The following is a 22370-nucleotide window of genomic DNA, read 5'->3' as shown; positions in this document are numbered from 1 at the left end:
ATAGAATTTAGAACTTTGTTTCTAGTTTGATATAATCCAAGAATTCTCTACGAGTAACGCTATCTTTAAATTTTCCGCCAAACTCGGATGTTACCGTGCTGCTTTCGATGTCACTGATTCCTCTAGAATTTACACAAAGGTGTTTAGCATCTATCACACAAGCAACATCTTCAGTACCTAAAGCAATTTGTAATTCTTGCACAATTTGCATCGTTAAACGCTCTTGCACCTGAGGTCTTTTGGCATAATATTCTACGATGCGGTTCATTTTAGATAAACCTATAACTCTTCCGTTAGAAATATAACCTACGTGAGCTCTCCCTATAATGGGTAATAAATGGTGTTCACAAGTAGAATAAACGATGATGTTTTTCTCGACTAACATTTCACCATATTTGTAATTGTTGTCAAAAGTGGATGCTTTTGGTTTTTTTGCAGGATTCAAACCTCCAAAAATTTCTTTTACAAACATTTTAGCCACACGATTGGGTGTGCCTTTTAAACTATCATCGGTCAAGTCCATGCCTAGTGTAAGTAGGATGTTCTCAACGTCTTTTTTTATTTTTTCGATTTTATCATCATCAGAAATGGTGAAAGCATCATCTCTTATTGGATTCTTTGCGGATAAACTAATATGATTGTCTCCTATTTCGTCTTGAAATTCTTCTTTATTTATCATTAAAAGCAACTATTATAGTGGGTGTAATTATTTAAGGGGTAAAGATAAATAATAAAAATTAAAGAATTTCTATCGCTCCTACTATTTAAACGTACTTTATCGCTTCTGCAAGGTGTTTTTGTTTCTTTTTTAGGCCTAAAAAGAAAGGCAATAACGAGTTCGCTATTGCCTTTTTTATAGTAAATCCGGTTGAGTCCAGTTTTAAATCTGAAGAATTTAGTTACTTATGCTTGAGTTTGTGTTGCATTGTAAACTGGAATTGCTGCTTTTAAAATGCGAACTGCACTGATCAGGTCATCTTTCTTTAAAACGTATGCAATTCGAACCTGATTCAATCCCATTCCTGGTGTAGAGTAAAAACCTGCTGCTGGTGCAACCATTACGGTTTCGCCATCTAAGTCATAACTTTCTAAAAGCCATTGAGCGAAAGCGTCAGCATTGTTCACTGGCAATTGCGCAATGCAATAAAAAGCACCTTTAGGTTTGCTTACAATTACACCCTCTATTTTGTTTAATTCTTCAATTAAAGTATCTCTTCGTTCTCTATATTCTGAAATTACTTCGTCAAAATAACTTTGCGGTGTGTCCAGTGCTGCTTCACTTGCAATTTGTTCAATAGTAGGAGGACTCAATCGTGCTTGTGCAAATTTCATCGCGGTAGTCATCACTTCCTTATTTTTAGAAACAATACACCCTATTCTCGCACCACACATGCTGTATCTTTTTGAAACCGAATCAATCATAATGGCGTGTTCTTCAAGTCCAGGAACGCTCATAACAGAATAATGTATGTCACCATCATAAGTGAATTCGCGATACACTTCATCAGATATCAAGAATAAATCATGTTTTTTAACTAGAGCTGCTAGCTGCATGATTTCTTCTTTGGAATATAAATATCCAGTTGGATTTCCTGGATTACAAATAAGAATAGCTTTTGTTTTTGGAGTAATCAGTTTTTCAAAATCGGCCACAGCTGGAAGTGCAAAACCCGTTTCGATAGTTGAGATAACAGGAATAACGTTCACGCCAGACGCCGTTGAAAATCCGTTATAATTTGCATAAAATGGCTCTGGGATAATAATTTCATCACCCTGATCCATCGTGCTCCCCATGGCAAACATTAACGCTTCAGATCCTCCTGTTGTAATAATGATGTCTTCAATATTTACGGAAATACCTTGATTTGTGTAATAGTTCGCTAGTTTTTTTCTGTAGCTTTCGTTTCCTGCAGAATGGCTGTATTCCAGAATGGTTAAATCAATATTTTTAACCGCACTCATAGCAACTTCCGGTGTTTTTATATCGGGTTGACCAATGTTCAAATGATATACTTTATTTCCTTTTTTCTTAGCTATTTCAGAGTATGGAACCAATTTTCGTATTGGTGATTCAGGCATTTGTTTGCCTTTGTTTGATATTTTTGGCATAGTCTTAATTATTGAATTGCAAATTTGCGATTTTTTTTTCGAATTTATTACAATCAATAGACGTATATAGTGTTAAATCTGCATTTTTGATCGAATTAATTTAGTATTTTTATGTAAATTATTCAAATGAAAAAAGTACTATTTTTACTATTTACCTATCTATACGTTGTGTCTGTTTTTGCACAAGAAGGATTTCAGTTCGAAAAAGAGGTAAGTAAAACCAGCGTACCGTTTAAGTTGATTAATAATTTAGTTTTTGTACCTATAAAAGTCAATGGAATAGAACTAAATTTTTTGTTAGATACAGGAGTTGCTGAGACTATATTGTTTAGTTTAGAGGATAAAAAAGAAGTCCGTTTTTTTAATATTGAAAAGGTATTACTAAGAGGACTAGGGAATCAAGCGGCTGTTGAAGGATTAAAATCTACGAATAATACGTTGGAATTTAGCGATCTAATGATTAAGAATCACATGCTTTATATTGTTTTGGATCCTGAGTTTAATTTATCTTCTCATATTGGGATTCCTGTGAACGGGATTATTGGTTATCAGTTTTTCCGAAATAATTTAGTCGAAGTGAATTACCATAAAAAGAGGATTGTTGTTTACAAGAATACTGAAAGAAACCGTACTAAATTTGAAAAGAAATTCAGCACGATTCCCATAACTATAGAAAAATATAAGCCATACGTAAATAGCACAGTGACGCTAGATAATCATGATGTTGCGGTAAAGTTGTTGATTGACATTGGTAATAGTGATGCAGTTTGGTTGTTTCAAGATCGTTCCGCTTTAATAAAAGTTCCTGTTAAAAATTTTAATGATTTTTTGGGAAGGGGATTTAGTGGTGACGTTGAAGGTAAAAGAGGGCGGCTTCAAAAATTTAAGATGGCTAATTTTGAATTTAGTAAGCCAGTTGCAGCTTTTCCAGACTCTATTTCGATTAGAAATGTAACGATGGTGCCCGATCGAATGGGATCTATAGGTGGCGAAATCATGAAAAGATTTGATGTGGTTTTTGACTATCAAAACCAACGATTGTATTTGAAAAAGAATAGTGAATTTTCAACTCCTTTTAGTTATAATAAAACGGGTGTCGAGATTCAACACAATGGTTTGCAATGGATTCAGGAGACAGTCCGGATGGAAACAGTTCCGTTAGCTAATAAGTATGGTGAGTCTGGAGGTACAAGCCCCAAGACGGATTTTAAATATAAATTTAAACTAAAACCTATTTTCGAAATTGCTAATGTTAGGAAGAACTCTTCTGCCGCTGAAGCAGGGTTGCAAAAAGGGGATATTATTATTATGATTAATGATGTTGTTCCTTACAAGTATTCGTTGCAAGAAATTAATTCCCTTTTTAAATCGATAGAGAATAAGTGGATTACGCTAGTAGTGGAAAGGCAAAAACAGATTTTGAAGTTCACTTTTCAACTCGATGATATTTTGTAAAAAAAAAATGCTTCTGAAAAATAGTTCAGAAGCATTTTAGTTTGATACATAATGTATTAATTGGAAATTACTTCTCCTTTAATTTTCAGAGCAACTCTTCCGCCTTCATAATTTACTGCATTCGATTCCACAGTTATTGTTTTTCGGATAGGTCCCGGAGCCATATTGTATTTCACGGTAATTTTTCCAGTTTTTCCCGGCATGATTGGTTCATTTGGTTTTGTAGGAACGGTACAACCACAAGTTGATAATACATTAGTGATAATTAGTGGCGCATTACCTGTATTGGTAAAAGTGAAATCGCGTCTGCCATCTTCATTCTTTGTAACCCGCCCGTAATCAATTGTATTGTCTTTAGCAGAAAATACAATTTTAGGTCCGTTTTGAGCAAAACCGATACTACTGATCATTGCGAATGCAAATAAAATTATAGTTTTTTTCATTTTCATTTTTATTTTTTAATCATTAAAGTAAATATACTTCCTTTTAATTAACGCACAAATATTTATTTCTCTTTTTATAGTGTACTTAATTATTTACTTTTGTTCTCAAGATTAATTACAAATATCAGACCAAAGATTTAAGGCAAGCTGTTGAGTCGATTCCATATTGAATCGATGAACCAAGTTCGCTTATCATCAAATCCAAAATAAAATGACAATTCCTGCACAATTTGACGCTCAAACTATTGAAAATAAATGGTATGACTACTGGATGAAAAATAATTATTTTCATTCAGAACCAGATCATAGAACACCCTACACCATTGTGATTCCACCTCCAAATGTGACTGGGGTTTTGCACATGGGACACATGTTGAACAATACGATTCAAGATGTGTTAATTAGAAGAGCGCGTCTTAAAGGATTCAACGCATGTTGGGTTCCAGGAACGGATCATGCTTCGATTGCCACTGAGGCAAAAGTGGTGGCCAAATTAAAAGCCGAAGGAATCAATAAAAATGATTTGACTCGCGAAGAATTTTTGGCGCATGCCTGGGAATGGACAGATAAATATGGTGGTGTAATTCTGGACCAATTAAAAAAACTAGGCGCTTCTTGCGATTGGGAAAGAACCAAATTTACAATGGATCCAGATATGTCGGCATCTGTAATTAAATCTTTTGTAGATTTATACAATAAAGGGTTGATTTACAGAGGATACCGAATGGTAAATTGGGATCCTGAAGCGAAGACAACCTTGTCAGACGAAGAAGTAATTTATGAAGAACAACAAGGAAAATTATATTTCTTAAAATATAAAATAGAAGGAAGTGAAGATTTCCTCACGATTGCAACAACGCGTCCGGAAACTATTTTTGGAGATACCGCGATTTGTATTAATCCAAATGACGAACGATTTACCCATTTGAAAGGCAAAAAAGCGATTGTGCCTATTTGCGGAAGAGTAATTCCAATTATCGAAGATGAATATGTTGATATTGAATTTGGAACAGGATGTTTGAAAGTAACTCCGGCGCACGATATCAATGACAAAGCATTGGGAGAAAAGCACAATTTGGAGATTATTGATATTTTCAATGAAGATGCTACGTTGAATAGTTTTGGATTACACTACCAAGGAAAAGATCGTTTTGTGGTTCGGGAGGCGATTGCCAAAGAATTAGAAACGATAGGAGCTTTAGCAAAAACAGAAATTCACCTGAACAAAGTGGGAACTTCGGAAAGAACCAAAGCGGTTATAGAGCCACGTTTGTCTGACCAATGGTTCTTGAAAATGGAAGATTTGGTAAAACTAGCTATTAAATCGGTGTTAGAAGATGGTGAAATCAAATTGCATCCTGCTCGTTTTAATAATACCTATGCCCACTGGTTGAACAATATTCGCGACTGGAATATTTCCCGTCAATTGTGGTGGGGACAACAAATTCCTGCTTATTTCTACGGAGACGGAAAAGAAGATTTTGTGGTTGCCGAGAATATTGAGCAAGCCTTAAAGCTAGCGAGAGAGAAAACTTTAAACCTGAAACTTGAAACAAAAGATTTAAGACAAGATGTTGATGCCTTAGATACTTGGTTTTCTTCTTGGCTGTGGCCGATGTCCGTTTTTGGTGGAATTATGGATCCAGAAAGTGAAGATTTTAAATACTATTATCCAACGAATGATTTAGTTACCGGTCCAGATATTTTATTCTTTTGGGTAGCCAGAATGATAATTGCAGGATATGAATACACCGGTAAAAAACCATTTACAAATGTGTATTTGACTGGATTGGTTCGGGACAAACAAAGACGTAAAATGTCTAAATCACTAGGAAATTCCCCGGATCCTTTAGATTTAATTGAAAAATTTGGTGCCGATGGAGTTCGTGTAGGATTGCTTTTGAGCGCTTCTGCAGGAAACGACATTATGTTTGATGAAGAATTGTGTAACCAAGGAAAAGCGTTTACTAATAAAATATGGAATGCTTTCAAACTGATAAAAGGTTGGGAAGCTTCAGATGCCATATCGCAACCGGAATCTTCCAAAGTGGCGATTGAATGGTACGAAGCCAAATTGCAACAAACACTTATAGAAATCGAAGACAATTTCGAAAAATACAGAATTTCCGATGCGTTAATGGCGATTTATAAATTGGTTTGGGATGATTTTTGTTCTTGGTTCCTTGAAATGATAAAACCGGCTTATCAGCAACCAATCGACAGCGTTACTTTGGCGAAAGCTATAGAAATGCTCGAAAATAATATGAAATTATTACATCCATTTATGCCGTTTTTAACGGAGGAAATTTGGCAAATTCTTGCCGAAAGATCTCCAGAAGAAGCCTTAATTGTTTCGACTTGGCCAGAGATGAAACCGTTTAACGCGGCTTTAATCGCTGATTTCGAAAACACAATTGAAGTGATATCCGGAATTAGAACGATTCGTAAAGACAAGAATATTCCGTTCAAAGATGCTATCGAATTGAAAGCGATTAACAACGATTCCGCTTCTACTTATTTTGATTCGGTTGTAACCAAATTAGGGAATATTACTTCATTAGAATATGTTTCGGATAAAGTAAATGGGGCTTTATCGTTCCGTGTGAAATCGAATGAATATTTTATTCCAATCACCGGAAACATTGACGTAGAAGCTGAGATTGCTAAACTTACAGTTGAGTTAGTGTACACGCAAGGTTTCTTAAAGTCTGTTCAGAACAAACTGGCAAATGAGAAATTTGTGGCTGGTGCGCCAGAGAAAGTATTGGCAAACGAAAGACAAAAGGAGGCCGATGCTTTAGCAAAAATTGAAACTATCGAGCACAGTTTAGCGGGTTTGAAATAGCCGTTCAATCTTTTAGAAATATAGAATCCCATCTACTGTAAAAAAGTAGATGGGATTTTTTGGTTTTTAAAAATTCGCAAATTGAAAAATTCAAAAATGTATTTGTGTATGAAAATTTTAGTAAAGAAAATGATTTCACATTATATCAAAGTATTTCCCTTGGCAAAAATGCCTTTATTAATTTGGTGTAATAAGCTTTCAAAAGTTGAATTTAAAACATTTATTAAACTTAAAGAAGTTTAGAGTAATGCCAATATTGTCAACAATAGAAGAGTAGTTTTTAATAGCAAAGGGAATGATTTTCGGCTAGTGATTACTGTCAATTTTCTACAAAGCGCTTGTTATGTTATTTGGTTTGGAACGCACGAGGAATATGATAAAATCAATATCGAAATTATTGCATTTGACACTAAAATTTTAATAAAATAAATAGAAAATATGATGAATTGAAAAGTGTTAAAAACGGAAGATGCGAATAATAATGCGGCGATGCGAATGATGGAAATTTTCTATGCAATGCCTAACACGCCCTAAAGAGATGTGCTAGATTTATGAAATTGCTTTCAAATAAGGTGTTATGTTACATTCTAACCACAAATAGGAAGTTTGTTTTTATAGAAAAGGCATTTTAATTTGGAGGTTAAGCTTTGAAAAATCAAAGTCGTGCCTTAAATTTCTTGATTCGGAAGTTTTTTGATTTCACTACTTTTCCGTCATCTGTAATCATCACGCAACTATAATCAGCGTATTTATGTAGCAAAAGCAGTCCTGCTTTTTTGCCTAGAACCATTAAAGAAGTACTCAAGCCGTTTGCGGTTTCTGCATTTGGTCCAAAAACTGTCACGCTACATAATCCTGTAGCGGGATAACCAGTTGACGGATTGATAATATGCGAATAGCGTTTGCCATTAAAAACAACAAATTTTTCGTAGCTGCCCGAGGTGGTTACAGCATCTTGTTCTAAGGGAACTACAGCCAATAGTTTTTCGGGATAAAAAGGATTCGTAATACCAATATTCCAAGTTTTTCCATTCGGCTGTTTCCCCCAAGTACTCATGTCTCCTGATCCGTTTATAATACCGGCTTTGATGCCTTTTGCTAGCATCATGTCACGGCATTTATCTGTGGCATATCCTTCTCCTAAAGCGCCAAATCCAATTTTCATCCCTTTTAATTTCAGGAAAATGGTGGATTGAACGCTATCTAAGATTATATTTTTGTAACCCACTTTTTCAACCGATTTCTGAATGGCTTCCGCCGAAGGCATGGCAGTCATGGAACCGTCAAACTTCCAGATTTTATCCATTGCCGCAAAACTGATGTCAAAACCGCCATTAGTGATTTCAGAAAACCGAATCGCTCTTTGTGTTAATTCAAAAACTTCTTTGTCCACTTTCACGGAACGAATTCCCGCATTTTTATTCACTTCAGAGACCTGCGAGTCCGGTTTCCAATCAGAAATTAAATTTTCTATTCGGGTAATTTCGGCAATAACAGCATCTATGTTTTGTTCTGCAGATACCGAATCTTTAGCAACGATGGTAATGTCAAACCGGCTGCCCATAAGTAAGGTGGTTCTTTTTCGTAAAGCTTGCCCATAACTTCCTTGAACCACAAGAAGCAACGTAATCATTAAAAAAAAGTATTTTTTAGACATAAAATTTGGTTTAAAATAATTTGGGCGTGCCCCGAAGTCTCATCAAAAAAGAAGAGACTTCGGGTCGTGCTGTTCGTTCCCGCTTTTTTTGGAGAGGCTGAAAAAAGCCTCTCCAAAAAAGAGCTCCACTGCCATCACTCACGCGTAGTAAAAGGAGTTTGCTTGTAATAACATTTTTATTCCTGCAAGATTTCCAAAACCTTGTAGATGTCATTATTTATTTAAATACCTAAAAGCCCCAAAAAAGTCCTTAGAGGGAAATCGATTAATCATAAATTTTTCAATCCAGTTTCGGCTCCTCTCCTTTGCAGAGGGCAGGGGAGAGGATTTAATAACAATCCGTCAGCACTTGATCATTAGTTTTGTAGTCAGCAATTCCCTTCCCTGTTTTGTTTAGACAAAGTGTGTCAAGAGCTGCTTCCACATCTTTTTGCATCGCAAGGGAACCGCAAATCATTACAACGCCTCCTTGTGACAGTAAATCCATAAAAAAATCAGCATCTCGGTTGATTAGATCCATTACATAGTGATGGTTTACTTCACGGGATAAAGCCAGATAAAAACTTTTAAGTTGTTGTTTTTTAATCATTTCATCAGCAAATTTTTCATATCCTAAAACAGTTTCAGTTGCTTTTCGAAAGCCACAATACAAATGAATTTCGGTTTTTTTCTTATTTTGTTCTATCATTCCCAAAAAAGGAGCAATCCCTGTTCCATTTGAAATCAACGCTACTTTAGATGCTTTTTTAGGGAAATGGAAATTTTGGTTCTTAATGATTCGTGCTTTGAAAACAGAACCCGGTTCCATAGTATATAAATAGCCAGAACCTAACCCTGTAGGATGTAATTTCACCACTAATTGTATGTTGCCGTTATGATTCCCGATAGAGTAAAGTCGTTCTTGGTTGTCGTTTGCTGGATAAATAGCTAAGAGGTCACCCGAAGTAAACTTAGCGCTTCTGCTGGTGCGTAATGTGAGCAAAAAGGTATGCTCGGTATCAGAAATAGCCGTTTTATCAAGTACTGTCATTTTTTGTAAACCTTTTGGAACTTCATTGTATAAAGATGGAGTAGCCGAAAGTGGAATTCCTGTTTTGGCACTCCATAATTTCACCCAACTTACAAATTCGTCTGCTGATTTGTCGTTTACGGTTTGTAATTCTAACAAGCGTTTCGCCCAATTTTGTTGTGCTAATAAAACATCAATTTCCTGTGCATAACCACAAAAATCTGGATACGCTTTCGACCCAAATCCGACTACCGAAACATTAATTTTTTGCTGCTGTACCGTCTTATTGATAAGCGAAACAAATTTACTCGCATTAGATGGCGCATCGCCCAATCCGTGTGTTGAAGTAAATACGATAAGATGTTCTGCTTTTGGATATACCGAATAATTATTTAACTCGGTAAGGAAAACTTTTTTTCCGTGCGCAAGCAATTGTTTTTGAATCGCATTGGCAAATAATAGCGAACTACCATTTTCGGAACCAACTAACAAAATGAAAGTACTTTCTTCAGCTTTGTATTTATTTTTAATGCGGCTCGCTCTTCGTTTTAATGTCATGGCAAAACCCGAGTAGATAAAAAAGAGAATATTTAAACTCGCGATTCCTAAAATTATCGCCCATAAAATACTGCTGCGACCGGTATGTAAATCTAGACTCCAATCCGATACTAAAGTTTGAAGCGGAAAAGGAGTTTCGCTGACAATGGCTCCGGTAATCTGGTTGACTTCTATTTCTCGGTCTTGTAATGTAATAATATAATATTCTTCGGGATCATCTGAAAATGGGAATTCAATTTTTTTAACATCAGCCAGAAGCGTGTTTTTAAAAATAGAAGTAGCAGTACCTTTTTTGGAAATAGGAGTAGTTGCAACTATTTCGGTTTTTTCTTCTGAATCGGTTTTTTCGATGAAAAAATTAAACTTTTCCAGGGTTAAATAGGTTCCTGAAAGTGCGATAATCAGAATCGGAATCAGCGATAATCGGCCTAAAAAAACATGGTAATATTGAGCGAAATTTTCTTTTACAATTTTAGAAAATAGACTGCGAAGACTTCTTTGGCGGTTGAGTATTAAAGCAAAACCCGAAATGGAAATTAATACCAACAAAAAGGAAATAAAGCCCACAATAAAACGCCCGGTTTCTTTAAGAAATAAAGAACGGTGCAGCGCTGTTGTCCATTGTATAAATTCCCCTTTTTTGATGGGTTGTCCAAGTATTTTTCCAGTTCTTGCGTTAATATAGGCATTGATATCATTGTCTTCTTGGTCGATACCTTGCAGAGTTACAAATTGATTGTGGTTAACACTCAATTCCGTTATTTCAGGATATGCTTTTTTAAGTACAGGTAAGGTTTTTCCAAGGGTTATCTTTTCGAAATTTTCTACTTTGTAGGGCGGTGTTTTCTCTTGTATGGCATCGACGGCAAGGATGACGCCAGTTACGGATGCTAATACTAGAAACGCAGCAGAAAATACAGCCAAAGCCAAGTGTGAGTAACGCCAAAAAGAAAGAGTCATTGGTAATAAATTTTAACATATAAGCCATATAAGTTTTACGTTTTGTAAAAGCTCATATGACTTAAATGGTTTGATGTAAAAGCTGTTTGTTTTAGATTTTGTTCAATCTTACGTAGCGAATGTAGTTTTTACCTTCCGTTTTTGCAGCAATTCCTTCCGTTGTAAGCGGAATTTCTAAATCAGCGGCGTAATATTTATGATCTTCTACTGCAGTTTCAAATCGCAATTTATAGCCTTTGTTGATTTTAGCATCTTCAATTTCTATTGTGGTAATGCTGCGATCGCCGCCAGTTACAGAAGCTCCCGTTTTGGCACTGATGTTTTCTGGTTTTTTAGAATAGAATTTATGCCATTCTTTTATCGTTTTGTACCATTTTTTATCGTCACCCATTACATACAATGTTTTTACATATTCGCCTTTAGCGTTTACAAGTGAAACTACAATATAAGCGCCTTCGCCCATGTAGTTTGACATTTGCAGCATGCATTTGTATTTGCTCGTTTGTGCTGAAACCGTAGCTGATACAAGGAACAAAAAGGCTATTGAAAGGCTGATTTTTAAGATTGATTTCATGTGTTTATGCTATTTTTTATTTTAAAAAGTCTAAAGAAATTTTGTTTTTTGTTAATGTCTCATTTTCTTGTGCCAAGGCATAGGCACTCTCGTCAAAATCAGTGATAATGTCTGTTTTTGCACCTATGGATACTAAGTATTTCAATATCGCATCGTCTTTAGAAATCATAGCTGCTTTGTGCAATGCTGTTAAACCATCTTTGTTTTTGGCATTGATATCGATGTTTAAAGCGCCGATTTTTTTCAATAAAGCCAAATCGTTTTTAATTATGGCGAAATGATACAATGTATTCCCGTCTTTTTGAGGAGTGGCTAAGTTTAAACCTTTATCTTGAAGTAATTTTATTTTGGTTTCAAAAGGATCTTGAGTCGTTGCCTCTGGTCCGCGACCTGATGGTTTGTAGGATTGAATCAGGTAATATCCTAAATTGTTCCCGTCTTTATCCAGTACTTTTGCATCTGCACCTTTGTTCAAAAGAAGTGCAACTGCCTCAGGAGTTCCTGCTTTTATAGCCATTGTCAATGCCGATTCTCCTTTTAGATTTTGAACATTGTTGTTTTTTACTATTGGTAATAACAGTTCTAATACTGCATTATCTCTAGCAGAAGCAGATGCCATTACTGCTGTATTTCCTTCATTATTGACTTTATTAGCATCTACGCCTTTGGATAAAAAGTAATTTATAATTTCGGTTTGGTTGGGTTTGCTTGCCAATAAATGAAGCACCGTTTCACCTGATTTGCTTGTCGCAGTAGGTTTGATTTTTAAATCTTCAACTAAGTATTTGTAGGTTTCAAGAGGTGTCACATCTCTACGGGAACCTTGTGCTGCAAACAGCAGTGCACTGTCAGTATTTTTTACTCCTTTTTCTAATAGGGATTTTAATAGCGGTAGGTTGCCTGATTTTGCAGCGTAATCAAAAGCGGTATTTCCATCACTGTCAGTATCCTTAATTGACATTCCTTTGGTTGTGAAATAAGTAGTAAGCGCGAGGTTTTTGTCGGATGCGATAGCCATTAATAACAGGTTGACACCGTCTTTGTATTTTTTCTTTGGATCGGTTCCTGCTTTAAAAAAGGCATCATACAGTGCGGTATTGTTTTGACCTCCAATAGCTGCAAATGTTAGCGGAGTTTCTCCTTTGCTGTCTTCTAAATTAAGATCAGATCCTTTGCTGATAAGGTATTCTACAATTGCTACATTTCCTTTGTTGGCGGCCCAGTGTAAATAAATACGATTGTCGTGCGTCAATTTGCTGACTTCATTCCCGGGTTGCTCCAGTAAGAATTGTATTGTTGCTGCAGGCGCATCATTATTAATAGCCATAACAGTAACATCAAAAGCATTTGGAGTAGCGGCTGAAGGGCTGTTTCCTTTTGCAATTTCAGCTTTAACTGCATTTACATCTGGTGATGTTTTCCAGAATGACTGCTCCAAAAGTGTGTTTTTTTGCTGCGCATTCACAAATAAAGTAGCGACTAAGGCAAAAGAGATGAAAAGATTCTTTTTCATAATTTTTATAGGGTTTCTTAACTAGTAAAGTAAATTGTATTATTATTTAGATTAAATAAGAATAATGCAAATGTAAAAATTAATCTAATATGACAAGCAAATAAAACAGCAATTATCACTTTTTTTTTACCGGTTCACATTTAACTTTTTGTTTTCATCAACTATAAATATGTTATTCCAAACTATTCTTTTTTGACACCAAAATCAACAAAAGGTTTAACGCTGGAATCTTAAACCTCTTGATATAAGATTGCTATAAATTAATAAAGTTGTTATTTTGGTTTTGCTTTTTTTGTTGCATCCATGCAGCATGTGATAGCTTTTTATGTGGCATGTATTAATCAAACTTTGTGGAAAAGCAATTATTTTTTCTTGATTTTACTTTTTTGAGCATAAAAAAACCTTACAATTTCGTGCAAGGTTTTGATTTGGATATAAAGGGTTAAGGTTTTATTTGATTTTTTTCATCGAAAACTGTTCAGAACTTGGTTTTCCTTGTTGGATTCCCGAAATTTTTGCCACTAAACTGTCTGCATTAATTTGGGTGTAACTTATTTTTTGAGGGTAATCGTGTTTTGGATTTTCAAAAACCATTTGTTTTTCTGTTTCACCCGTTAATTTAAAAGCGACCGGATTGTCATTATTTTGTCCTTTTACGGTTGCAGTATACGTTAGCACTTCTCCTTTTTGTTGTAAGGTTATGGATTCAAAGTGCAGCGTGTCTTTTTCTTTGATGAAGTAGGAAGTTGCTTGAAAAGTGCTGTCGTTTACTTTTTTCCAATATTCGGTCAGAGTACCATCAACGGCTTTGTTTTCCCAATTTCCCAAAAGCCAATTGGCAGCTTTTATTTTTTCTTTTTCTTTTGCATCAGAATCTTTACAAGAAACTATAGTAAGTAAAAGCACTAGAAATATGGTTTTTTGAAACATAAGCTTACATTTTATGTGGTTATTTATATTGAGCTAAAGTATGAAAAAATAGTATTGGTGTATTTTTTTAATTTCACAGCGATATGCAGAGAAAAAAACGCAGCGATACGCAAAGAATTATTTATTAAATTTTGTGAATCTCTGTGTTGCCTTTGTGTCACTTTGCAAAATAGCTTTATTGGGACTAAAATTCGTGAAATTGCTTCGCCCGTTCGCTATCGTTCGGGTCGTGTTGACTCTTTTAATGTGTTTGTCTTGAATTCTTAACTACTTTCTTTCAAAATAGCATATACCAATTCTTTTGTCGGTTTTTGATCTTTTAGTCTTAATCTGACTGTATCAAAAGTCACTTTGAAGTCGCAGCCCGAATTATAGTGACTGCAACCATAAGCGGTTTTTCCTTTTAGCACGGTTCCTTTCTGACATTTCGGACAGGTTAATTCGTCAGGAACGACTTTCACCAAAGTTTTCTTAGGTTCTAAAATGAGTTTGAAATTTTCGTCAAAGCGAAGCAAACCTTCCACAACGCCTGCATCCGTTTTAAAGTCTTTCAAGTTTACGGTAGATCCTTTTTGAAGCAATCGCAGGTACTGATTCTCGGACATTTTTTTCTCCGCAAAAGTGTAAGGCAATAAAAAAGTGCAACCCGCTTTATAATTGGAACAGCCAAATGAAGATTTACCTTTGATAATAGTTCCTTTTTTGCATTTCGGACAGGCTTCAGCCAAAATCCCTGCCGCTTTCTTTTTCTCTACTTTAGCCACTTCTTTTTGGATCGTTCCTACATGCGAAATGTTGGCACGTCTGCTTTCACTGCGCACTTCATCCACCAAAGTAGCCACCATTAGTTTCATGTTCTTGATAAAAGATCCGGCAGTAAACGTTCCTTTTTCAATATCTTTCAATTGCTTTTCCCAAGAACCCGTCAATTCAGCCGACTTAACCAAATCATTTTGAATCGTATCAATCAGTTGAATCCCCGTTGGTGTTGGTAAAACCTGTTTTTTGTTGCGTACAATGTATTGGCGTCTAAAAAGTGTTTCAATAATATTGGCCCGTGTTGATGGACGCCCGATACCGTTTTCTTTCATCAATTCGCGTAAATCTTCATCATCCACTTGTTTGCCGGCTGTTTCCATAGCACGCAATAAAGTCGCTTCGGTAAACTGATTCGGTGGTTTGGTTTCCTTTTCTAAAAACGAGGGTTGGTGTGGTCCTTTTTCACCTACAACAAAACTCGGCAGGATATCGGCTTCTTTTTCTTTGGCATTCGGGTCTTCAAAGACTACGCGAAAACCTTTTTTCAAGATTTCTTTTCCGGTGGTTTTAAATAAAACATCGGCCGCTTTTCCGACAACGGTGGTATTAGCAACCAAACAATCGTCATAAAAAACGGCAATAAATCGCTTGGTAATACTATCATACACCTGTTGCTGATTGTATTGTAACTTGTTTTGCACACCAGTCGGAATAATTGCGTGGTGATCCGTAACTTTTTTATCGTTGAAAACTTTGGATGATTTTTTAATCTTTTTTTCCAAAAGCGGTTGCGTCAACGCAGCATAATTCGTTAAGTTTTTTAGTATTCCTGGTACTTTTGGATAAATATCATTGGGCAAAAATGTGGTATCAACTCTGGGGTAAGTGACCACTTTTTGTTCGTACAATGTTTGTACAATTTTGAGCGTTTCATCTGCCGAAAATCCAAACTTAGTGTTGCAATACACCTGTAAACCTGTTAAATCAAACAGTTTTGGTGCAAACTCATTGCCATTCTTTTTTTCGACAGAAACAATTTCGAATTCACTTTCCTTGACTTTATTGGCCAAAAGTTCACCATCTTCTTTTTTCAAAAAACGGCCTTCCTCATAGCTAAAAAGCGTTTCTCGATACAAGGTTTGCAACTCCCAATACGGTTGTGGTTTAAAATTCTCAATTTCTTTAAATCGGTACACGACCATTGCTAAAGTTGGGGTTTGCACCCGTCCGATAGACAATACTTGTTTGTATCCGCCATGTTTTACGGTATACAAACGGGTCGCATTCATACCGAGTAACCAGTCGCCAATGGCTCTGGAAAATCCGGCATAGTATAAATTGTCATAATTGGCTGATGGTTTTAGGTTATTAAAACCTTCTTTGATGGCTTCGGTAGTCAGCGATGAAATCCACAAGCGCTGTACTTCGCCTTTGTATTGTGCTTCATTCATCACCCAACGCTGAATGAGTTCTCCTTCTTGCCCAGCATCCCCGCAGTTGATAACCAACTCAGCTTTGTCGAACAGACTTTTTATGATTCTGAACTGCTTTTGAATCCCCGAATTGGCCACCACTTTGGTTTCAAATTTATCAGGAAGCATGGGTAAATTGTTGAGGTCCCAACTTTTCCAATGGGGTTTGTAATCGTTTGGTTCTTTCAAGGTGCATAAATGCCCAAAGGTGTACGTTACTTGATACCCATTGCCTTCAAAATACCCGTCGTGCTTGGTATTGGCTCCCAAAACGGATGCGATTTCTCTAGCGACACTTGGTTTTTCGGCAATACAGACCTTCATTTTTACTACTTATTTTGAAGGCGCAAATTAGGAATTTAGAAATTGGTATTAAAAAGAAATCGGTAGGAGTTATGAACGGCTACCAAATCTGAAATCAAAAATCTGAAATCATTTTTATTTATTATTTTTCATTTAACAACATTGCATAAGGATTTGTAGAATAGAAAGAACTTGAAGTTTTTTTAGGAGCAGAACGAATGGTATTTTCAATCACGAACCGTCCTGCTGTCCGCTGTATCCACGCTAAAAAGCGTGGGATGCCACTTCCATCAGGGCTAAATATTTCGTTTTATTTTCATAATAACGAAAAAAAATACCGGTGATTACTTCGTTATATGCTCATTTACTGATAATTTTTTTCTTAGATAATTTTGAAAATGTTGTTTAAAAACAACAGTATGGAAGATCTTATTTTAGAATTTCAAGAAAAAATCACTTTTGTATCCTTGAAATTCCAACAGTATTTGATAGATAAAATAGATTTGAATAACCCATTAATTGCTGTAAAAGGAGCTAGAGGTTCAGGAAAAACGACTTTATTGTTGCAAATTGCAAAAAGAAAATTACCACTTAAAAGCACCCTCTATGTAAGTTTGGATCATATTTATTTTTTTGAAAATAAATTATATGATTTGGCAAAGCTGTTTGTGAAATTTGGGGGCACTCATTTACTATTAGACGAAGTGCATAAATATCCCAATTGGTCTAGAGAGATCAAATTAATTTATGACAATTTCCCAGCCTTAAGTATTATTTTTACTTCATCTTCAATACTCGAAATTTACAAATCCGAATCGGATTTGAGCCGAAGAGCGGTTTCTTATACCTTAAAAGAGTTGTCTTTTAGGGAATTTATTGAGTTGGATACCAATAAAAAATTTCCCGTTTTTTCTTTAGAAGAAATTCTGAGTAACCACAACGAAATAGCTTCAAAAATGTTGGAAGAGCTGAAGCCCTTGCCTCTTTTTGCAAAATATTTGCAAATGGGAGCATACCCGTATTTCAAAGAAAGTGAGAATGATTATCCTCAAAAATGGCGCAACACTATAAATTTAATCATAGAAATAGATATTAATGCAGTCGAAGATTTGAATTATGAAACTTTGGTCAAATTGAAAAAATTATTGATAACCGTTGCAACGAGCGCGCCATTTAAGCCCAATATTACCAAATTAAGCGAAAAAGTGGGCGTTTCTAGAAACACCTTAATTCAGGCGATAAAAATCCTAGACCGTGCAGGATTAGTAAACGAATTGTACAAAGACACATCAGGAATTGGCGTTTTGACGAAACCCGAAAAATTGTTCTTGAACAATACTAATTTGATGTATGTTTTAGCAAAAGAGAATATCAATATTGGCAATGTTAGAGAAACGTTTTTCTTAAATCAATTCAAAGATTTACATGAAATTAATGGGTCTGCTCAAGCCGATTTTCTGGTCAATAAAAAGTATACTTTCGAAATAGGAGGCAAAAACAAAACTAGGAAACAAATTATCGATATCCCAGATTCATACATTGCCAAAGATATGATAGAAATAGGGTATGGGACTATAATTCCAGTTTGGCTGTTTGGGTTTATGTATTAGTGTAGCATGTTTTTGTTGGGATTTTTTGGTTAAGCAATCATAATATTTAATGGAGTGCTGTCCTAAGTTTCCCGACTTCGTACCTGTACCTCTATGCCATTCTTATTTTAGCAACCCTTGTTTTCCTGTGTTTGTTGATTGTTGGAACAGTTGCGTAGTCGGGAGGCTTCGCAGAGCAATCACGATTATATTTTGCTATTACGACTTATTCACACTTCGCAGAGTATGTACGCTATTATGCAAATTTATATTTTAAAAATATCTATTCTTTGCATCCATGGAATTGCTGATGCTACAAATGTGAGTTTGGTCTTGATGATTCGGTCACTTTTATCTCTTGGATTTTTAGTCACAAATCGCGCTTTCGATGTGTTGAAATCCAACGTGTATTTCTCATCAAAGTCTTCTTGTTTGTTCGAAGTGAAAGTAATCACATTGTCTTTTGCACTCCATTTTCCTTTTCCGTATTTATGTACTTCAGGTGGAATTCCGTTTTTAATTTTAGAATAATAATGAAATACGAATGTGCCATCCTGATTTAAAGTTAATTTATAGTCCAACAGGTCATTTTCTGTCGTATTTATGGTGCGATTGTAATCACCGGAAAACCCATTTGATTGCGCAAATACAGTCAGATTGAATAGTACAAATAATAGGGTCAGTAGTGATTTCATCAGTTTGATTTGTATACTAAGTTAGTACTTTTTGCTGCTTTTGGTATTTTTTTATTGGGTTAGATTTTTTTGCGAATTACGTGTAGGAATACAAATAAAAAAAATAAAAAAAACATCCAGTCGTTAATGCCATAAATCACATAGAATATCCCGGCCATTTTATCTTTTTCTAGCACATCTGTGATCTTATTGTCGAGTATCCATCTTGTCCAATGCGTGGCATAAATTAATTTTTCAATGGTAAATACGGCAATTAACCACTTCACTTGATGAAAATTTTTGGATACCGCGATGTAAGCAAAACCCCAAACTACAATCATTAACAATCCAAAATTGGACATGGCTTGAGGGTCAGTTTCTGGAATTACAGTATTACTGAAAAATCTCGAAAATAATAATACGCCAACGATATTCATCAATCCAGCTAGAATAAAGCCTTTGGTTAGGTGTTCTTTTTTTATATTCATTTTGGCCAAATTAGTTGTAGTTTTTTTATGCTTTTAGGTAATCTCGTTCAGTTTGTCTATTTTTTATTTGTTCATCTTTGTGGGTACAGTTTACAAAACTGCGCTGACGATTGTGTCTATCGTTGCAATCAAAGTCGCAAACGCGTCTTTAGGATTTCTACTTATTTATACTTCTCAGAGCTTAAACAGTAACATAATAAATAAATTCTCCTAAGGATTTCCCTGCTTTATAAATTATTGTTATAGCTAAAAGTAGTGAAATTGTTATAGCTAAAATTTTATATTTTCCTCCTATTAAATAGTCAGTTACTATTTTTAAAACATTTTTTATCGTAAATTCAATATCGTTCATTTTGATTTTTTTATTAATAGATTAATCAATAGTATCTCTAAATGTTACGTAATATTTATACTTTGCATAGCTGGTGGCATTTCATTCAGTTATCTATTGTTTTAGTTGGGCGCAGTTTACAAAACTGCGCTAGCGATGTATATCAGAGCGATCGGGTTAATTCTTAAAACAGTGTATACCCAAATATTAATGAGGATGTTTTATAATTTGAATCCCAAAAACCATAATTTTTCACAATATTTCTACCAGTTTGTGTACGCATTTCTAAGCTGTATTTATTCTTAAATTTATACCCTACACCGAAACCAAAATTGCTTCGAGTTACCAGTTCTACTGATTTGGAAAAGATAAAGGGAGGGCTTGTAAATTCTAATGATGAATTTGAACTGAAAGCGATTATGTAGGAAGCATTGATAAAAACTTTGCTATCTTTATTGAGAAAAAAGTAATGTCTCACACTTATTGGAATCTCAACGAAATTATAATTAGCATTTACAATTTGTTCTCGACCAGAAAAGAAGCTTCCATTAACTGCTTTTTCGGATTTGTAATTCTGATAAATTGGTTCAATGGTTAAAGCCCATTTATTCCTATTGAAGGGTAGTATAAATTCTGCTTCAACACCAAAGCTGAATCCTGATTTATTTCCAAAATCTATATCAGGAGAATTAGAAACAAGATCCTCTACATAGAAAGAGGAATTATTCAAACGCGGTCTAATGGATAAATTAAATAAATCTTTTTTAACTTTATTTTCATAGTTAATGAATGCTGAATTGTTGCATTTATTGTACTCCGTAAAATAAGCGACGAGACTATTTTTTTGGTACTTTAAATTTGTCATTTTATTGAGTGTAAAGCTAGGACATTTTAAGTCATTCCATAACTGCTGTCTAAATTGATTGTTCTCCCCTGTTTTGTTTTCGTAATTTTTAAAATTTTTAAAAACCAACTGTTCAATATTCCCATCATCTTTATTGTAGAAGAATCGTCGTAAGTTTCCATTTTCATATTGGTATAAATTAGATTTGCCTTCGATTAATACTTTTAAAAAAAGTTGTTCTTCTATAAATATTGGATTTTTATCATCACTCAAATTGTTAAGATTATTTTCAGATTTATCTATTTTAACAGTACTTCTAACGTATTTTGAGTTATCGTAAATTCCAAATTCTTGTACGGATTTGATGTTTTCATTCATCAATGCACCGTTTTGTACAAGCTGATATTCAAAATCCACGGGGTTGTTTCTCCAATCGATATTTTTGATAAGACAATCAATTTTTTCTCCATCATTTGTAATAAAGTATCCTTTTTCAAAAGAAATTTGTGCCGACGCATCAAAACTTAAGATTGTAAGTAAAAGTAATAGTAATCTTTTTTTCATATTTTATTTTTTTTAGGATAAAGCGCCTCATAACGTTATTTGAGCTAATTATAGGAGCGTGTTATGTGATGAGTAAATATATACAATTTAAGCTTAGAATTAAAAATTGTTTAAAAAACGGATTTTTTGTATAATTGTGTGATTGGGATTAAGTCATTGCGTTGAACGGGCGCCATCTCACCCAGTAGTTATCTATTGTTTTATTTGTTCATCATTTTTGGCACAGTTTACAAAACTGCGCTAACGATTGTGTATATCAGAGCGATCGGGGTTTAAAGTTTTTATTTCATTTCCGCTTGTTGTCCTCCAAAATCCTTTTTGCATTTCATAATCTCCAAATGCATACGGTAGTTCGTGTTCTTTGATTTGTTTTAACATGCCACTGTACCATTTTGTGTATTCTTCATTTCGGCCTTTACAACAAGTAATAAATTCAAAATTTTCTTTTATAAACAAGTCCGCTAGTTCTTGGATGGTTTTCTTAATTTCTTTCTTTAAATCCTGGTTTTCCTGGTCGGTTATCCAATTAGATGAAATCACATCATTTTTTTGATTTTCGTCAGTGAAACTGCAGCGCCAATGTATTCCGGATGGTGCCAATGATGGAATTACAGTAAGATTTCCAAAACCTTGTTTATGCAATTCCTCGGCCATAAACAATAATTTTTGTCTATTGGGGATATAAAAGTTTTTCTCCATTTTTTTCTAGATTTAGTTTACGCTTACAGTTTTGTAGATCGTGATAACAACAGTCAGTTCGTGAAAAAACTTCTTTCACGCTAGCGCGAGTGTCCCGCTCGTGCCCACAATCTAATTCATATCTCATCTAGTGGTTATCTATTGTTTTATTTGCTCATCATTGTGGGCACAGTTGACAAACTGCACTAACGATTTTGCATATGTTAACGATCGGGTTATTGACTTGCTTTGTCTTCACTAAGTCATTGCGAGGAACGAAGCTATCCTATCTAGTTTGTTTGTTATTTGATCATCTTTGTGGGCACAGTTTACAAAACTGCCTTTACTTTGTATTTGACAAAAAAACATTAAATTTATTCAAAGGAAAACAGAGGTGAACTATCAAATCCGCCAAGTTTGTGACTTATTTAGCGCATTAGTCCTCTGTCTTCTCCTTGAATCCCGTTGAATTGCTTCAAATAGAATGATAGACATCAAGGTCTAATAAAGGCTCTAAAGAAGTTCAACATTTTTGTTTATCCTAAATTCAAAGTTATGAAAAACTATTTATTTTACGTAGGTATTGACATTTCAAAATCAAAATTAGATGTAGTT

Annotated in this window: 18 protein-coding genes; 4 read left to right on the top strand and 14 right to left on the bottom strand. The window is 34.8% G+C overall.

Annotated features, from left to right (window positions below; translation table 11 throughout):
• Positions 1-7 precede the first annotated feature (7 nt).
• Together folE and E0F91_RS12765 are read right to left on the bottom strand one after the other, a co-directional pair.
• The gene (folE, locus tag E0F91_RS12770; protein ID WP_073353927.1) at positions 8-679 is read right to left on the bottom strand and encodes a GTP cyclohydrolase I FolE; all 672 of its coding nucleotides are present in this window, start codon (positions 677-679) and stop codon (positions 8-10) included.
• Positions 680-903: 224 nt separating this feature from the next.
• Positions 904-2109: a pyridoxal phosphate-dependent aminotransferase gene (locus E0F91_RS12765; RefSeq protein ID WP_132066854.1), complete on the bottom strand. Its 1206-nt coding sequence runs from the start codon at positions 2107-2109 to the stop codon at positions 904-906.
• 126 nt (positions 2110-2235) lie between these two features.
• Between E0F91_RS12765 and E0F91_RS12760 the strand changes: the two genes are divergently transcribed.
• A complete protein-coding gene (locus tag E0F91_RS12760; protein WP_132066853.1) occupies positions 2236-3564 on the top strand; it encodes a PDZ domain-containing protein in 1329 nt (442 codons plus the stop codon).
• A 56-nt stretch (positions 3565-3620) separates the two neighbouring features.
• On the opposite strand, the gene E0F91_RS12755 is transcribed toward E0F91_RS12760, so the two are convergent.
• The gene (locus E0F91_RS12755; RefSeq protein WP_132066852.1) at positions 3621-4007 is read right to left on the bottom strand and encodes a DUF1573 domain-containing protein; all 387 of its coding nucleotides are present in this window, start codon (positions 4005-4007) and stop codon (positions 3621-3623) included.
• Positions 4008-4218: 211 nt separating this feature from the next.
• Here E0F91_RS12755 and E0F91_RS12750 point away from each other — a divergent pair, with 211 nt between their 5' ends.
• Together E0F91_RS12750 and E0F91_RS18230 are read left to right on the top strand one after the other, a co-directional pair.
• Positions 4219-6852 (top strand): valine--tRNA ligase, encoded by a 2634-nt coding sequence (locus E0F91_RS12750; RefSeq protein ID WP_132066851.1) that lies wholly within the window; start codon positions 4219-4221, stop codon positions 6850-6852.
• Positions 6853-7107: 255 nt separating this feature from the next.
• A complete protein-coding gene (locus E0F91_RS18230; protein WP_132066907.1) occupies positions 7108-7281 on the top strand; it encodes a type II toxin-antitoxin system HigB family toxin in 174 nt (57 codons plus the stop codon).
• Positions 7282-7507: 226 nt separating this feature from the next.
• On the opposite strand, the gene E0F91_RS12740 is transcribed toward E0F91_RS18230, so the two are convergent.
• The 6 genes from E0F91_RS12740 to E0F91_RS12715 form a co-directional block, all read right to left on the bottom strand.
• Positions 7508-8509, bottom strand: coding sequence for an FAD:protein FMN transferase (locus tag E0F91_RS12740; RefSeq protein ID WP_132066850.1), 1002 nt, complete (start codon positions 8507-8509; stop codon positions 7508-7510).
• 328 nt (positions 8510-8837) lie between these two features.
• A complete protein-coding gene (locus tag E0F91_RS12735; RefSeq protein WP_132066849.1) occupies positions 8838-11036 on the bottom strand; it encodes a PepSY domain-containing protein in 2199 nt (732 codons plus the stop codon).
• A 91-nt stretch (positions 11037-11127) separates the two neighbouring features.
• Positions 11128-11610, bottom strand: a complete 483-nt coding sequence (locus E0F91_RS12730) for a DUF2271 domain-containing protein (protein WP_132066848.1) — start codon at positions 11608-11610, stop codon at positions 11128-11130.
• A 16-nt stretch (positions 11611-11626) separates the two neighbouring features.
• Positions 11627-13123 carry an ankyrin repeat domain-containing protein gene (locus tag E0F91_RS12725; RefSeq protein WP_132066847.1) on the bottom strand — a complete coding sequence of 499 codons (1497 nt, stop codon included), beginning with the start codon at positions 13121-13123 and terminating at the stop codon, positions 11627-11629.
• 450 nt (positions 13124-13573) lie between these two features.
• On the bottom strand, positions 13574-14053 hold the full coding sequence (locus E0F91_RS12720) for a DUF6265 family protein (RefSeq protein WP_132066846.1): 480 nt from the start codon (positions 14051-14053) through the stop codon (positions 13574-13576).
• Between the two features lie 263 nt (positions 14054-14316).
• Complete coding sequence (locus E0F91_RS12715; RefSeq protein ID WP_132066845.1) at positions 14317-16608, bottom strand: DNA topoisomerase 3; 2292 nt, start codon at positions 16606-16608, stop codon at positions 14317-14319.
• Positions 16609-17006: 398 nt separating this feature from the next.
• Here E0F91_RS12715 and E0F91_RS12710 point away from each other — a divergent pair, with 398 nt between their 5' ends.
• Entirely contained in the window at positions 17007-18197 is a 1191-nt protein-coding gene (locus E0F91_RS12710) for an ATP-binding protein (protein WP_132066844.1), read from the top strand.
• A gap of 245 nt (positions 18198-18442) precedes the next feature.
• Here E0F91_RS12710 and E0F91_RS12705 read toward each other — a convergent pair whose 3' ends face one another.
• The 5 genes from E0F91_RS12705 to E0F91_RS12690 all read right to left on the bottom strand — a co-directional run bounded on the left by E0F91_RS12705 (position 18443) and on the right by E0F91_RS12690 (position 21776).
• The gene (locus E0F91_RS12705; RefSeq protein ID WP_132066843.1) at positions 18443-18871 is read right to left on the bottom strand and encodes a copper resistance protein NlpE N-terminal domain-containing protein; all 429 of its coding nucleotides are present in this window, start codon (positions 18869-18871) and stop codon (positions 18443-18445) included.
• Between the two features lie 59 nt (positions 18872-18930).
• Entirely contained in the window at positions 18931-19338 is a 408-nt protein-coding gene (locus E0F91_RS12700) for a hypothetical protein (protein ID WP_132066842.1), read from the bottom strand.
• Positions 19339-19519: 181 nt separating this feature from the next.
• A complete protein-coding gene (locus tag E0F91_RS17760) occupies positions 19520-19690 on the bottom strand; it encodes a hypothetical protein (RefSeq protein WP_165930130.1) in 171 nt (56 codons plus the stop codon).
• Between the two features lie 163 nt (positions 19691-19853).
• Positions 19854-21077 (bottom strand): porin family protein, encoded by a 1224-nt coding sequence (locus E0F91_RS12695; RefSeq protein ID WP_132066841.1) that lies wholly within the window; start codon positions 21075-21077, stop codon positions 19854-19856.
• A 240-nt stretch (positions 21078-21317) separates the two neighbouring features.
• Positions 21318-21776: a hypothetical protein gene (locus E0F91_RS12690; protein WP_132066840.1), complete on the bottom strand. Its 459-nt coding sequence runs from the start codon at positions 21774-21776 to the stop codon at positions 21318-21320.
• Positions 21777-22370: the final 594 nt, after the last annotated feature.

The organism is Flavobacterium sandaracinum (genome assembly GCF_004349135.1).
Taxonomy (GTDB): domain Bacteria; phylum Bacteroidota; class Bacteroidia; order Flavobacteriales; family Flavobacteriaceae; genus Flavobacterium; species Flavobacterium sandaracinum.
This window is presented reverse-complemented; position numbering and strand designations above follow the sequence as displayed.